The sequence below is a fragment of the Serratia sp. CY55921 genome (assembly GCF_052167655.1).
GTDB classification, from domain to species: domain Bacteria; phylum Pseudomonadota; class Gammaproteobacteria; order Enterobacterales; family Enterobacteriaceae; genus Serratia; species Serratia ureilytica.
Map to the genome: position 1 here is coordinate 114,398 of NZ_JBJNMU010000002.1, position 14,054 is coordinate 128,451.

At 60.7% G+C, this 14,054-nt stretch carries 14 protein-coding genes and 1 pseudogene; 8 read left to right on the forward strand and 7 right to left on the reverse strand.

The window, feature by feature from the left end; translation table 11 throughout:
* Nucleotides 1-68: 68 nt before the first annotated feature.
* The 4 genes from nadC to hofC all read left to right on the forward strand — a co-directional run bounded on the left by nadC (nt 69) and on the right by hofC (nt 4,230).
* Nucleotides 69-959, forward strand: a complete 891-nt coding sequence (nadC, locus tag ACJ8M3_RS14390) for a carboxylating nicotinate-nucleotide diphosphorylase (RefSeq protein WP_025301584.1) — start codon at nt 69-71, stop codon at nt 957-959.
* 189 nt (nt 960-1,148) lie between these two features.
* Nucleotides 1,149-1,586 (forward strand): prepilin peptidase-dependent pilin, encoded by a 438-nt coding sequence (gene ppdD / locus ACJ8M3_RS14395; protein ID WP_442514701.1) that lies wholly within the window; start codon nt 1,149-1,151, stop codon nt 1,584-1,586.
* A gap of 5 nt (nt 1,587-1,591) precedes the next feature.
* Complete coding sequence (gene gspE, locus ACJ8M3_RS14400) at nt 1,592-3,034, forward strand: type II secretion system protein GspE (protein WP_089196586.1); 1,443 nt, start codon at nt 1,592-1,594, stop codon at nt 3,032-3,034.
* Nucleotides 3,031-4,230: a protein transport protein HofC gene (gene hofC / locus ACJ8M3_RS14405; RefSeq protein ID WP_033651666.1), complete on the forward strand. Its 1,200-nt coding sequence runs from the start codon at nt 3,031-3,033 to the stop codon at nt 4,228-4,230. The genes gspE and hofC overlap by 4 nt, the downstream gene beginning before the upstream one ends.
* A 54-nt stretch (nt 4,231-4,284) precedes the next feature.
* Here the strand turns inward: hofC and ACJ8M3_RS14410 are convergent, their stop codons facing one another.
* On the reverse strand, nt 4,285-5,328 hold the full coding sequence (locus ACJ8M3_RS14410; protein WP_015376656.1) for a GMP reductase: 1,044 nt from the start codon (nt 5,326-5,328) through the stop codon (nt 4,285-4,287).
* A gap of 362 nt (nt 5,329-5,690) precedes the next feature.
* Between ACJ8M3_RS14410 and coaE the strand changes: the two genes are divergently transcribed.
* On the forward strand, nt 5,691-6,305 hold the full coding sequence (gene coaE, locus ACJ8M3_RS14415; protein ID WP_025301580.1) for a dephospho-CoA kinase: 615 nt from the start codon (nt 5,691-5,693) through the stop codon (nt 6,303-6,305).
* Here coaE and ACJ8M3_RS14420 read toward each other — a convergent pair.
* Entirely contained in the window at nt 6,205-6,435 is a 231-nt protein-coding gene (locus ACJ8M3_RS14420) for a hypothetical protein (RefSeq protein ID WP_227414610.1), read from the reverse strand. The two genes, coaE and ACJ8M3_RS14420, sit on opposite strands and share 101 nt — an antisense overlap.
* Between ACJ8M3_RS14420 and zapD the strand changes: the two are divergent.
* Nucleotides 6,323-7,063 (forward strand): annotated as a pseudogene (gene zapD, locus ACJ8M3_RS14425) (cell division protein ZapD); the annotation flags it as partial. The gene ACJ8M3_RS14420 and the pseudogene zapD sit on opposite strands and share 113 nt — an antisense overlap.
* Nucleotides 7,064-7,114: 51 nt before the next feature.
* A complete protein-coding gene (gene yacG, locus ACJ8M3_RS14430) occupies nt 7,115-7,306 on the forward strand; it encodes a DNA gyrase inhibitor YacG (RefSeq protein WP_025301578.1) in 192 nt (63 codons plus the stop codon).
* Nucleotides 7,307-7,345: 39 nt separating this feature from the next.
* Here the strand turns inward: yacG and mutT are convergent, their stop codons facing one another.
* The 3 genes from mutT to secM all read right to left on the reverse strand — a co-directional run bounded on the left by mutT (nt 7,346) and on the right by secM (nt 11,152).
* Complete coding sequence (mutT, locus tag ACJ8M3_RS14435; RefSeq protein ID WP_033651668.1) at nt 7,346-7,750, reverse strand: 8-oxo-dGTP diphosphatase MutT; 405 nt, start codon at nt 7,748-7,750, stop codon at nt 7,346-7,348.
* A gap of 80 nt (nt 7,751-7,830) precedes the next feature.
* Nucleotides 7,831-10,539, reverse strand: coding sequence for a preprotein translocase subunit SecA (gene secA, locus ACJ8M3_RS14440; protein WP_042783690.1), 2,709 nt, complete (start codon nt 10,537-10,539; stop codon nt 7,831-7,833).
* Between the two features lie 82 nt (nt 10,540-10,621).
* Complete coding sequence (gene secM, locus ACJ8M3_RS14445) at nt 10,622-11,152, reverse strand: secA translation cis-regulator SecM (RefSeq protein WP_033641856.1); 531 nt, start codon at nt 11,150-11,152, stop codon at nt 10,622-10,624.
* A 26-nt stretch (nt 11,153-11,178) separates the two neighbouring features.
* Between secM and ACJ8M3_RS14450 the strand changes: the two genes are divergently transcribed.
* The gene (locus ACJ8M3_RS14450; protein ID WP_004932751.1) at nt 11,179-11,694 is read left to right on the forward strand and encodes a DUF721 domain-containing protein; all 516 of its coding nucleotides are present in this window, start codon (nt 11,179-11,181) and stop codon (nt 11,692-11,694) included.
* Nucleotides 11,695-11,808: 114 nt separating this feature from the next.
* On the opposite strand, the gene lpxC is transcribed toward ACJ8M3_RS14450, so the two are convergent.
* Together lpxC and ftsZ are read right to left on the reverse strand one after the other, a co-directional pair.
* Nucleotides 11,809-12,726, reverse strand: coding sequence for a UDP-3-O-acyl-N-acetylglucosamine deacetylase (lpxC, locus tag ACJ8M3_RS14455; RefSeq protein ID WP_004932754.1), 918 nt, complete (start codon nt 12,724-12,726; stop codon nt 11,809-11,811).
* Nucleotides 12,727-12,829: 103 nt separating this feature from the next.
* The gene (gene ftsZ, locus ACJ8M3_RS14460) at nt 12,830-13,984 is read right to left on the reverse strand and encodes a cell division protein FtsZ (protein WP_004932757.1); all 1,155 of its coding nucleotides are present in this window, start codon (nt 13,982-13,984) and stop codon (nt 12,830-12,832) included.
* Nucleotides 13,985-14,054: the final 70 nt, after the last annotated feature.

The window sequence follows — 14,054 nt, forward strand, 5'->3', positions numbered from 1 at the left end:
GTGGTACTTATTCCTGCAACAGAGTAGCATGTTCCCCTACGAACTAACCGTCCATTTCGGAGTTTTCCATGCCGACACGCCGCTACAGTGCCGACCGTCGCCGCACCGAGCTTCTTGAACGTATTGAAAGTGATATTCCCTATTCCGTCGCCCAGGCGCTGCGCGAAGACCTGGGAGGTGAAGTTGACGCCGGGCGCGATATTACCGCGCAATTGTTACCGGCGGACAAGCAGGCCGAAGCCACCGTCATTACCCGCGAAGCCGGCGTGTTCTGCGGCCGCCGCTGGCTGAACGAAGTCTTTATTCAGTTGGGCAACCAGGTGCAGGTGGAGTGGCTGGTGGCAGACGGCGACCGTCTGATACCGAACCAACCGCTTTGCCGGCTGCGCGGCCCTGCGCGGGTGCTGTTGACCGGCGAGCGCACCGCGCTGAACTTCGTGCAGATGCTCTCCGGCGTGGCGACCGAGGTCAGCCGCTACGTGGCTCTGCTGGAAGGCACCCAGACTCGCCTGCTCGATACCCGCAAGACCTTGCCCGGCCTGCGCACCGCGCTGAAATACGCCGTGCTGTGCGGGGGCGGCAGCAACCACCGGCTGGGGCTGTCCGATGCCTTCCTGATCAAGGAAAACCACATCATCGCCTCCGGCTCGATCAAAAACGCGGTGGAAAAAGCCTTCTGGCTGCACGCCGACGTGCCGGTGGAAGTGGAAGTCGAGTCGCTCGATGAGCTGCAGCAGGCGCTGGACGCCGGCGCCGACATCATCATGCTGGACAACTTCAGCGTCGAGATGATGCGTCAGGCGGTCGCCCAAACCCAGGGCCGCGCCCAGCTGGAGGTGTCCGGCAACGTCACCAGCGAGACGCTGCGCACCTTCGCCGAGACCGGCGTGGATTACATTTCGGTCGGCGCGCTGACCAAACATGTGACCGCGCTCGATCTGTCGATGCGCTTCAAATGATCCCCTCGCCCCCGGCCGCCGCCGGGGGCGTTAACGCAGATTTGCGAAGCCCCTCGCACCGTTTTTTCCTCCGCTGCAAACGACATCAATACTGATGGAAGTACGCCGAGAAACGCGTAAAACCCGCTCGCCGTTCCCCCGCGCAAACCGCTACCGTTGTCTTCCACACCCTTATGGAGGAAACAACGCATGGAAACGCAACGCGGCTTTAGCCTGATCGAACTGATGGTGGTGATCGCCATCATCGCCATCCTCAGCGCCATCGGCATTCCCGCCTACCAGCGCTACATCCAGAAAGCGGCGATGACCGACATGCTGCAAACCATGGCGCCGTATAAGCTGGCGGTCGAGCTGTGCGTACTGGATGAAGGCGCGCCCGCCGGCTGTGAAGCAGGCAGCAAAGGCATTTCCACCGGCGGCGCGGCGCGTTACGTCAGCGGGGTGAAAGTCGTTAAAGGCGTAATCACGCTGACCGGCACCCAAACTCTGCAGGGGCTGGCGGTGGCGTTAACCCCCAAGTCGAACGCCGATGGGCTGACCCGCTGGACCCGGCTGTGCAGCAGCGAAAACGCGACGCTGGTTGAGGTGTGCCGGGAAGTCTTCCGCTTCGACGACGCGGCGGAGTAACGGCGATGAACGCGCAAATCAGCGAAGAGGTTCACACCCTGTGTCGGCGCTATCAGGCGCTGGCGTTGAGCGAGGACCCGACCACCCTGACGGTCGCGCTCAGCGAAGAAGCGCCGCAGGGGCTGCTGGCGGCGCTGCGTTTCGCCACCGGCAAACGCATCCATCTGGAACAATGGCCGGCGGCCAGGTTGGAGCTGGCGCTTAACCAGCGCCACGAACCGCTCTCGGCGCCGCTGGCGGCCGAAGAGGACACAACCGACATCGCCTACCCCGACGACGGCGATGCGCCGGTGGTGCAATTCATCAACCAGACGCTGCGCCTGGCCATCCAGCGCCGCGCCTCGGACATCCACTTCGAGCCTTTTCGGCAGCATTTTCGCATTCGTCTGCGCATCGACGGCGTGCTGCAAACCCTCGCCTCACCGCCGCCGCAGCTGGCCGCGCGCCTCGTCGCCCGGCTGAAGATCCTCGGCCAGTTGGATATCGCCGAGCGCCGTCAGCCTCAGGACGGGCAGCTCAGCCTGACGCTGGACAGCGCGCGCTATGCCATGCGTATCGCCACTCTGCCGACGCTGCACGGCGAAAAGGTGGTGCTGCGCGTTCAGCAGGGCGAGCAACAAGAACTGCCGCTGGATCAGTTAGGCATGAGCCGGGCGGATCTGGCGCGCTACGCGACGGCGCTGGCCTGCCCGCAAGGGTTGATCCTGGTGACCGGCCCGACCGGCAGCGGCAAAACGGTGACGCTGTACAGCGGTCTGCGCCAGTTGAACGATGCGCAGAGCAACCTGTGCAGCGTCGAGGATCCGGTCGAGATCCCGCTGTTCGGCGTTAATCAGACCCAGATCAACGCCAAAACCGAGCTGAGCTTCGCCCGGGTGCTGCGCGCCCTGCTGCGCCAGGATCCAGACGTCATCATGATCGGCGAGATCCGCGATGCGGAAACCGCCGAGATCGCGGTCAAGGCCGCGCAAACCGGCCACCTGGTGCTGTCGACGCTGCATACCAACTCTACCGGCGAAACCCTGACGCGGCTGATGCACATGGGGATCCCCGGCTACCTGCTCGCCGGCTGTCTGAAGCTGATCGTCGCGCAGCGGTTGGTGCGCAGACTGTGCCGCCACTGCCGCTATCCGCACAGCCAGCCGACGCATTTTCCCAGCGCGATCTGGCCGGAACCGCTCACTGTCTGGCGCGCCGATGGCTGCGAGCATTGCTTCGGCGGTTACTATGGGCGCATCGGCGTGTATGAACTGTTGGCCATTACGCCGGAAATACAGGCGGCATTGCTGGCGAACGCCGCTCCCAGTCTGCTGGCGGATATCGCCCGCGAACAGGGGCAGCTTTCGCTGCTGCACGCGGGCCTGGCGCTGGCCGCCGAAGGCACGACCTCGCTGGAAGAACTGTACCGCGTGATCGACGTCGTCCAGCCTGGCATAGCCGCGCCATGAAAGCGCGCCGGCTGTTTCTTTGGCAGGCTTTCGACGCACAGGGCGCCTTACGCCGCGGCGAACTGATGAGCGAGGAAAAACGGCAGGTGAGCCGGTTGCTGATCGAACAAGGCCTGCAACCGTGCCGAATCGGGCACGGCAAACGCGTTACGCCCGGCCAATGGCGTGGAGAACCGTTAATCCACTTCACCCGCCAGCTCGCCACTCTGCTGCAGGCGGGGTTGCCGCTGGTCAATGCGCTGCAGTTGCTGGCAGCAGAGCATCCTTCGGCAGCCTGGCGCTGCCTGTTGCGCCAGCTGGCCGACCAGGTGCGCGAAGGGCAACCGCTTTCCGAAACCCTCGCCGAACAACCGGGGATTTTTCCCCTGATCTATCGCCAGCTGATCGCCATCGGTGAACTGACCGGCAACCTCGATCGCTGCTGCCTGCAGCTGGCGCAACAACAGGAGGCCCAGTTGCTGCTGCGCCGCAAGGTGACCAAAGCGCTGCGTTATCCCCTCTTCATCTGCGCGGTGGCGCTGATGGTCAGCGTGTTGATGCTGGTGATGGTGCTGCCGGAATTCGCCAAGGTTTATCAATCGTTCGATGCGCCGCTGCCCTGGTTTACCCAAGGGTTGCTGGCATTGTCTGCGCAGTTGATCGCCACCGGCCCCTATCTGGCGCTGCTGCTGGGCGCGTCGCTGTTCGGCTATGGCCGCTGGCTGCACCCGCGCCCGCCGTGGCGCAGACGTGAACAGGCTCTCTTGCTGCGCCTGCCGCTGATCGCCCGGCTGGTGAGCGGCGGCGCGCTGAGCCAAACATTTCGCATCCTGACCATGACCCAACGCGCCGGGCTGACGCTGGTGGAAGGGTTGAACGCGGCGGCGTTGGCGGCTGACCATCTGCTGTACAAACAGGCGCTGGAGCAGGTGCAACGGCAGATCGCCGAAGGCGAAGCCTTTCATCATGCCCTGGGCCTGCAACCGCTGTTTCCGCCGCTGTGCCGGCAGCTGGTGCGGGTGGGCGAAGAGTCCGGTTCGCTGGACGCCTTGCTGGATAAATTGGCGCAGTGGTATGAACGGCAGACGCACGAGCTGGCCGATACGCTGGCGCAAACGCTGGAGCCGCTGCTGATGCTGGTGGTAGGTGGGATTGTCGGCGCTTTGGTGATCGCCATGTATCTGCCTATCTTTCAACTGGGCAGCGTGTTGGGATAAGGGTAAAAGGATAGCGGGCGCCGCGGTGCGCTGCGCCCGAATGCAAGGTGCGGCTTATTTGCTGCCGAAGACGCGGTTTTCCTGCTCCGCCACGCGGATAAAGGTGGTGCGCTTGGTCAGCTCTTTCAAACGCTCGGCGCCGACGTAGGTGCAGGCGGAACGCAGGCCGCCGAGGATATCACGCACGGTGAACTCCACCTCGCCTCGCAGCGGCAGCTTGACGGTTTTGCCTTCGGCCGCGCGATACTCCGCCACGCCGCCGACGTGGCGCTTCATCGCTGACTCGGAGCTCATGCCGTAGAACAGCATGAATTTCTCGCCGTTCTCTTCCACCACGGTGCCTTCGCACTCGTCGTGGCCGGCCAGCATACCGCCCAGCATCACGAAGTCCGCGCCGCCGCCGAAGGCTTTGGCGACATCGCCCGGCACCGAGCAGCCGCCGTCGCTGACGATTTGGCCGCCCAGCCCGTGGGCCGCATCGGCGCATTCGATCACTGCCGACAGCTGCGGATAGCCCACGCCGGTCTTCACGCGGGTGGTGCATACCGATCCCGGCCCGATGCCGACTTTAACAATGTCGGCGCCGGAGAGGATCAACTCTTCCACCATCTCGCCGGTCACGACGTTGCCGGCGCAGATGACGTGATTCGGGCAGGCTTCGCGCGCTTTCTGCAGGAAGGCGACGAAGTGTTCAGAGTAGCCGTTGGCCACGTCGATACAGATGAATTTCAGCGCCGGAGACAGGGCCAGGATCTGCTGCATTTTGGCGAAGTCGGCTTCTGAGGTGCCGGTGGACACCATCACGTGGCGCAGCACCGATTCCGGCATGCGCTGCACGAAGTCAGCCCATTGCTCGACGCTGTAATGTTTGTGTACGGCGGTGAGAACGTCGAAAGAAGCCAGGGCCTCGGCCATGCGGAAGGTGCCCACCGTGTCCATGTTGGCGGCGATAATCGGCACGCCGGACCAGCTGCAACCTGAATGCTTGAAGGTAAACTGACGTTCCAGTTCAACCTCGGAACGGCTTTTCAACGTGGAACGCTTAGGGCGGATCAACACGTCTTTAAAGCCTAACTTCAAATCTTCTTCAATACGCATGACTTATGATTTCCTGGTTAATGGCGACGGATCGCAAGGAGGATATTCGAACCTCTGCCCGACGGCTTTCCCGTGGCGCGGAAAGATGACGGCGAGAGTAATGCCAGTTCCAGTGACGTTATAATACGCGCTAATAATCGCCGAACAAGACTGCGAATTCGCCTTTATTTACGCTACAATCCGACAAATTTACCTGCATAATCGCAGTGTGATTGCCCGCTCATTTCTGCCGTGCCGCTGCGCTTTTTCTCGCCGTCCAAACGGGGCCGAGGCGCAAGCGCCGCCTGCCGACTTGCACTTCTGCGCGATCGCTTTATGATTCGTCTATTATTTTTTTATGAACATCGGATGCACCTAACACCATGGCCTACATTGTTGCGTTGACCGGGGGCATAGGCAGCGGCAAAACGACCGTTGCGAACGCCTTTGCGCGCCACGGCGCAGCCATTGTCGATGCCGACGTGATCGCCCGTCAGGTCGTTGAGCCGGGCACCCCTGCTCTGGCCGCGATCGCCGAGCGATTTGGTAATGAAATGTTGCTGCCGGACGGCGCGCTCAACCGCGCTGCGCTGCGTCAGCGCATCTTCAGCCACCCCGATGATAAAACCTGGCTGAACCAACTGCTGCATCCGCTGATACACCGCGAGACCCAACGCCAACTGGCGCAGGCAGCCAGCCCGTACGCGCTGTGGGTCGTGCCGCTGCTGGTGGAAAACGGCCTGCAGGATCGCGCCGATCGGGTGCTGGTGATCGACGTCGACACCGAAACCCAGTTGGCTCGCACCATCGCGCGCGACGGCATCAGCCGCGAGCAAGCGCAGAGCATTCTCGCCGCCCAGGCCACGCGCCAGCAGCGCCTCGCCGTGGCGGATGACATTATTGACAACAGCGGCGCCGCTCAGGGGATAGAGCCACGGGTCGCCGCACTGCATCGTCGCTACCTTGAACTGGCGGCAACAGCGCCCCAACAGGATTAAACTGCATGAGTGATGTTTCCCCAACCGTTCTCTTTGAACACCCGCTGAACGAAAAAATGCGTACCTGGCTGCGCATCGAGTTTTTACTGCAACAGCTGCACGGCCAGCGCGCCCTGAGCGAAACCGCCATCGCCCTTACCTTTTTCCGCACCGTCTCCGATTTGCTGGACGTACTGGAGCGCGGCGAGGTACGCACCGAACTGCTCAAAGAGCTGGAGCGTCAGCAGCAAAAACTGTTGGCCTGGGCCGATGTGCCGGGCGTGGATATGGCGCTGATCGAGCAGTTGCGCGGCCAGTTGAAGTCGCGTTCATCGGCGCTGATGGCGGCACCGCGCCTCGGTCAGGCACTGCGTGAAGACCGGCTGATCGGCCTGGTGCGCCAGCGTCTGAACATTCCCGGCGGCTGCTGCAGCTTCGATTTGCCGACCCTGCACATGTGGATGCATGCGCCGCAGCAGGATCGCGATGCCGACGTCGCCGCCTGGCTGCAGTCGCTGGATCCGCTGAACCAGGCGCTGATCATGGTGCTGGATCTGATCCGTCAGTCGGGGCCGTTCCGCAATCAAATCAGTCTGAACGGCTTTTTCCAGGACAACGCCGAAGGGGCGGACCTGCTGCGCCTGCGCCTTCATCTGGCGCCGCAGCTTTATCCGCAAATTTCCGGCCACAAGACGCGTTATGCCATTCGTTTCCTGCCGTTGGACAGCGAACATGGCATGGTGCCTGAACGCCTGACGTTCGAACTGGCCTGTTGTTGAACTCATGAAAGCAAGCCTTCTCAGCACCGCCAGAAGGCGTAAGGAACCGTTATGACGACCGTAGTGAAATGCCCAACCTGTGGCACCGGCGTGGTTTGGGGCGAAGTCAGCCCGTTCCGGCCGTTTTGCAGCAAGCGCTGCCAACTGATCGATCTTGGCGAGTGGGCCGATGAAGAGAAGCGCATTCCGAGCAACAGCGATCTGTCGGAAAGTGAGGACTGGAGCGAACTCGACGACCGCTAATCGCCGATTGAAGGCCTGGCGCACGCCAGGCCGATAGTGTTATTGGGCGGCGCCAGCCTGCGCCACCAGCAGTTGGATAATGCCGGCGTTGGCTTCCGGGAACTCGTCTTCACGCAGCTCCGCCTGTTTTACCCAGCGCATCGGCTGCCCCTCACGGCCAAACGGCTCGCCCGCCCAATGCTCCACCAGATAAAAATTCAGCGTCACGATGCGATCGCTGAAGCGATGTTCCACCACCTCCAGCAGTTCGGCCCGCTCGGCTTCGATACCGGTCTCTTCACGCAGCTCGCGGTTCAGCGCCTGTTCCGGCGTCTCACCCGGTTCGATCTTGCCGCCGGGAAACTCCCAAAATCCGGCCATGTGCGCGTCAGCGGCGCGGCGGGTAATAAAGATCTCCCGTTGAGCATTGCGGATGATGCCCACGGCGATATTCAGATGTTTCATCTCACCCTCCTGATGGGTGCCAAAAAACAGGGGCTCAGCAAGCTGAACCCCTGGGTATTATCGGTCAACCGCGGCCGGCATTACTGCAGGCGGCCGTGGCACTGCTTGTATTTCTTGCCGGAACCGCATGGGCAAGGATCGTTGCGGCCCACTTTGCGCTCGGCGGTCGCCGGCGCGTTCGGATCTTCGGTCACCAGCGCGTTCTCGTCGTGGTGGCTCAGCTGTTGCTGCTGCGCCAGACGCTCGGCCTCTTCACGGCGCTGCTGTTCCAGCGCTTCCACCTCTTCCGGCATCCGCACCTGTACCTTGCTCAGCACACTGATCACTTCATATTTCAGCGATTCCAGCATGGTGGCGAACATGTTGAAGGATTCGCGCTTGTACTCCTGCTTCGGATCCTTCTGCGCATAGCCGCGCAGGTGGATGCCCTGACGCAGGTAGTCCATCGCCGCCAGGTGCTCTTTCCACAGGGAATCCAGCGTCTGCAGCATCACGCCCTTCTCGAAGTTGCGCATCATTTCACTGCCGACCACTTCTTCCTTACGCAGGTACTGCTCTTTGGCGTTCTCCAGAATGCGTTCGCGCAGCGTCTCTTCGTGCAGCTCCGGCTCTTTGTCCAGCCACTGGGCGATCGGCATCTCCAGATCGAAGTCGTTCTTCAGACGCTCTTCCAGCCCCTGAATGTCCCACTCTTCTTCCAGCGACTGCGGCGTGATGTAGTTGTCGATGGTGCTCTTGAACACGTCCTCGCGGATGCTGGCGATGGTTTCGCTCACGTCGGACACGTCCAGCAATTCGTTACGCTGGCTGTAGATGGCGCGGCGCTGATCGTTGGCGACGTCGTCGTATTCCAGCAGTTGCTTACGGATATCGAAGTTGCGGCTTTCCACTTTGCGCTGCGCGTTGGCGATCGCCTTGGTCACCCACGGGTGCTCAATCGCTTCGCCTTCTTTCATGCCCAGTTTACGCATCATGCCGGACACGCGATCCGAGGCGAAGATACGCATCAGGGCATCTTCCATCGACAGGTAGAAGCGGGATGAACCGGCGTCGCCCTGACGACCGGAACGGCCGCGCAGCTGGTTATCGATACGGCGCGATTCATGGCGCTCGGTGCCGATGATATGCAGGCCGCCCGCCGCCAGCACCGCGTCGTGGCGCTCTTTCCAGGCGGCTTTGATGGCTTCGATCTGCTCTTCGGTCGGTTCTTCCAGCAGCGCCACTTCGGCCTGCCAGCTGCCGCCCAGCACGATATCGGTACCACGGCCCGCCATGTTGGTGGCGATGGTCACCGCACCGCTCTGGCCGGCCTGGGCGACGATGTCCGCTTCCATGGCGTGGAATTTGGCGTTCAACACTTTGTGGTCGATGCCCGCTTTGGTCAGCTCTCGGGACACCACTTCGGATTTCTCGATCGAGATGGTCCCCACCAGCACCGGCTGGCCTTTGGCGGTACGTTCGCGGATGTCTTCAATGATGGCGCCGATCTTCTCTTTCTCGGTCATGTACACCAGATCCGGCATATCCTTACGGATCATCGGACGGTTGGTTGGCACCACGATCGTGTCCAGCTTGTAGATCGAGCTGAATTCGAAGGCTTCGGTATCGGCGGTACCGGTCATCCCGGCCAGCTTCTCGTACAGACGGAAGTAGTTCTGGAAGGTGATCGAAGCCAGCGTCTGGTTCTCGTTCTGGATCTCCACGCCTTCTTTGGCTTCCACCGCCTGGTGCAGACCGTCGGACCAGCGGCGGCCCTGCATGGTACGGCCGGTGTGCTCATCGACGATGATCACCTCGCCGTCTTTCACGATGTAGTCCACGTCGCGGGTGAACAGCACGTGAGCGCGCAGCGCGGCGGTAACGTGGTGCATCAGCATGATGTTGGTCGGCGAGTATAGCGATTCGCCTTCATCCATGATGCCGGCTTCCACCAGCATCTCTTCAATCAGGATCAGGCCGCGTTCGGTCAGGTGTACCTGACGCGCCTTCTCGTCCACCGAGAAGTGCCCTTCACCTTTGAAGGTGTCGGAGTCTTCTTTTTCCTGGCGGATCAGTTTAGGGATCAGCTTGTTGACCTTGATGTACATCTCGGAGCTGTCTTCTGCCGGGCCGGAGATGATCAGCGGTGTACGCGCTTCATCGATCAGGATGGAGTCCACCTCATCCACCAGCGCATAGTGCAGTTTGCGCTGCACGCGCTCTTCCGGGCTGAACGCCATGTTGTCGCGCAGGTAGTCGAAGCCGTACTCATTGTTGGTGCCGTAGGTGATGTCGGCGGCGTAAGCTTCGCGCTTGGCCGGCGCCGGCATGCCCGGCAGGTTGATGCCGATGCTAAGACCGAGGAACTCGAACAGCGGACGGTTGTTTTCGGCGTCGCGCTGCGCCAGATAGTCGTTGACGGTCACGACGTGCACGCCGCGGCCGCTCAGGGCGTTCAGATAAGCCGGCAGCGTCGCGGTCAGGGTTTTACCTTCACCGGTGCGCATCTCGGCGATGCAGCGGTCGTTCAGTACCATGCCGCCCAGCAGCTGCACGTCAAAGTGACGCATGCCGAACACGCGCTTGCTCGCCTCACGCACCACGGCGAAGGCCTCCGGGATCAGGCTTTCCAGCGATTCGCCCTTCTCCAGGCGCGCGCGGAATTCGTTGGTTTTCGCTTTCAACTCGTCATCGGACAGCTTTTCCATGTCCGGTTCCATGCGGTTGATCTGCTCAACCACTTTGCGCATGCGGCGCAGGGTACGATCGTTACGGCTGCCAAAAACTTTGGTTAATAATTTCACTAACATGATGTTTGATATCTCTGTCATGACCGCCGAGCGCGGCAGTCAACTTGCTATTATTTATGGTTTTTGTGCCCAAAGGGCGAGATCAGACGAGGGCGACGGGCCCGGCGCGAATGCCCTGCACCTGCGCCACCCACAGGCCGGTCTGGTGCCGCGCCAGCGTTGGCAGCACCTCAAGGTGGGTGTGGCGAATGATGGTCGGCGGCTTCGGCTCGTGCGTCAGCAGCGCGTTGAGAGTAGAAAGCAGCGCCAGTTGCGCTACCTGCAAAGGGGGTTCCGCTTCGGCTTCGCTCTCCTGCACCCGCGCATAAACCGCCTGCGGCGCCAGCGCGAAAGAGAGGTGACGAATGACGGTGCGCAGCGCATGTTGCTGCCAATAATCTACGCTGAAGGTAGGACGGCGATGCGCGTCCTGCAGCAGGGCCAGGCTGTTGAAGGTGCCGTTGGCCGAATTTTGCCGGTTAAGGCTGGACGATGTGCTCGGCAATGCGGCCTGATCGGGTGCGCCGGACAAATTGGAAGGCGCGCCAAGCGTGGCCGCAACCATCCCTAACAGGAGATGGGGCCAGAAATAACGTCTGCCAAATTGTCGCCAACGATTTAGAATACCGATCACGAGTTTATAATCCGCCGGAGCCCATTATGCGCGATAGCCGTCCACAATTATTAGATGTCCTGTTCGACGACGCGTCTGCCGGCAGCAAAGGGCCGCTGCATAACGTCCAGCAACGCGCGGTGGCGCTGCTCAAGCTTAACCGTGCAGTGAAGGGCCTGTTGCCCGCTCCCCTGCATCCCTGGTGCCGCGTCGCGAATTTCCGACAGGGTATTTTAGTGCTCGAAACGGCAAATGCCAGTTGGATGATGCGCTTGCGCTACGAACAACCCGCTTTGCTGTCTGCACTACGAGCGCAAATTCTACCATCATTGTCGTCGATCGACATCAGGATTAATCCGGCCTTGATGGCGAAAGGCAGCAACCAGGTGCAAAACGCCGAAAAAGCGCCGGAAAAACCCGTGCCGATGCGGCATTTGAGTCTGGAGAGTGCGGAAGAGCTGAGGGGATTGGCGAGCCGTAGCCCGGAGAAACTGCGCAAGATATTGGAACGGCTGGCTGCATTGGCCGGAGAGGGTACCAACACAACCAGTCGTGATAAGTAATCAGCGACACAAACTGCAAAATACCGAACAGCCGACATCACACCATCGTGAGCCTGAATTCTCAGGCTCTCAGGGGATGCGCCTGCCGTTATTCGCAGGTGAGGAATGCAGACCTTACGCCAATACGGTAGACGGTGCCTTGAATGCCAATGGCATTTCGGCTTCGTCCTGGAAGGTCACGTATTCCCACGCTTCCTGCTTGGCCAGCACGGCCTGCAGCAGTTTGTTGTTCAGCGCGTGGCCAGACTTGAACGCGGTGAACGCGCCAATGATGTTGTGGCCGCACATGAACAGGTCGCCGATGGCGTCCAGCATTTTGTGACGTACGAATTCGTCTTCGAAACGCAGACCGTCTTCGTTCAGCACGCGGTAGTCGTCTACCACGATGGCGCAGTCGAAGCTGCCGCCCAAGGCCAGGCCGCGGGACTGCAGGTATTCGATATCACGCATGAACCCGAAGGTGCGCGCGCGGCTGATTTGACGCACGAACGACTCAGCCGAGAAATCAAGACGATAGCGCTGAGAGCTGGCGTCGATGGCCGGGTGGTTGAAGTCGATGGTGAAGTCCAGGCGGAACCCGTTATGCGGGGACAGCTCGGCCCACTTGTCGCCATCTTCAACGCGTACGGTCTCTTTCAGACGCAGGAATTTCTTCGCCGAGTTCAGTTCTTCGATGCCGGCATCCAGCAGCAAGAACACGAACGGACTGGCGCTGCCGTCCATGATTGGGATTTCAGCGGCGTCGACTTCGATGACGATGTTGTCGATGCCCAGCCCAGCCAGCGCGGCGTTAAGATGCTCAACGGTCGAAATACGCACGTCATGCTCATTCACCAGGCAAGTACAGAGCATGGTATCACGCACGGATTTTGCATCAGCCGGAAAATCAACCGGTGGATTCAAGTCAGTGCGACGATAGATGACCCCGGTATTAGCCGGCGCTGGGCGCATTGTCAGCGTGACTTTCTTGCCGGTATGCAAACCGACGCCAGTCGCCTGAACAATACGTTTTAATGTCCTTTGTTTGATCATCGTTTTATCTCGCAATGTTATCCATCCTACCAGCCAAGCATACAGCATGGCTGGCGGGACAGTTTAGCACAAAGAGCGGAGATTCCAAATTCTCAGGATATTCTTAGTCTGCCTGTTTACGCAGGAAGGCTGGAATATCAAGATAATCGGGCTCTTTATTCGGCTGCGCAGCTTGGTCGTTGACCACCTTCGCGGCAGGTTTCACTTCCTGCGGCAGAGGCGACATGCCGTGCTGCTGATAACGGTGATCCATCACCGGCTGGCTGGCCTGCTTATTGGTCACCAGGGTGATTTCAGGACGCTTGTCCATACCGATACCGGTTGCAACCACGGTTACGCGCAGTTCGTCGTTCATTTCCGGATCCAGCGAGGTACCGATAACCACGGTGGCGTTGTCGGAAGCGAACGCACGAATGGTGTTACCCACGGTTTCGAACTCATCCAGACGCAGGTCGAAGCCGGCGGTGATGTTGACCAGTACGCCGCGCGCGCCGGACAGGTCGATGTCTTCCAGCAGTGGGCTGGAGATCGCCATTTCGGCCGCTTCTTCGGCGCGGTCTTCACCGCAAGCCACACCGGAACCCATCATCGCGTAGCCCATTTCGGACATCACGGTGCGCACGTCGGCGAAGTCGACGTTCATCAGGCCCGGACGGGTGATTAGCTCGGCGATACCCTGCACCGCGCCTTTCAGCACGTCGTTGGCCGCGCCGAACGCGTCCAGCAGGGAAATGCCGCGCCCCAGAACTTTCAACAGCTTGTCGTTCGGGATGGTGATCAGTGAGTCCACGTGTTTGGACAGTTCAGCGATACCCTGCTCCGCGAATGCCATGCGCTTTTTGCCTTCGAAGTTGAAAGGCTTGGTCACCACGGCCACGGTCAGAATACCCAAATCTTTAGCCACTTCAGCCACCACTGGCGCCGCACCGGTACCGGTGCCGCCGCCCATGCCGGCTGCGATGAAGACCATGTCTGCGCCGTCCAGCGCTGCGCGCAGGGCTTCGCGGTCTTCTTCCGCTGAATTGCGACCCACTTCCGGGTTCGCGCCCGCACCCAGACCTTTGGTAATACCGCTACCAATCTGGATGGTTTGGCCAACCGCCGTTTTGCGGAGCGCCTGGGCGTCCGTGTTCACAGCGAAGAATTCAACACCTTCGATGCGCTCGCGCACCATGTGTTCAACGGCGTTGCCACCGCCGCCGCCGACGCCGATGACTTTAATCACCGCGTCATTGGTTAGTTCCATTGGTTCAAACATAGTTTCTCTCCGTTTTGTGCCTGTCGCTGCGAGATCATAAAAAGATTACTCAGCATGATCTCTTTGTTGA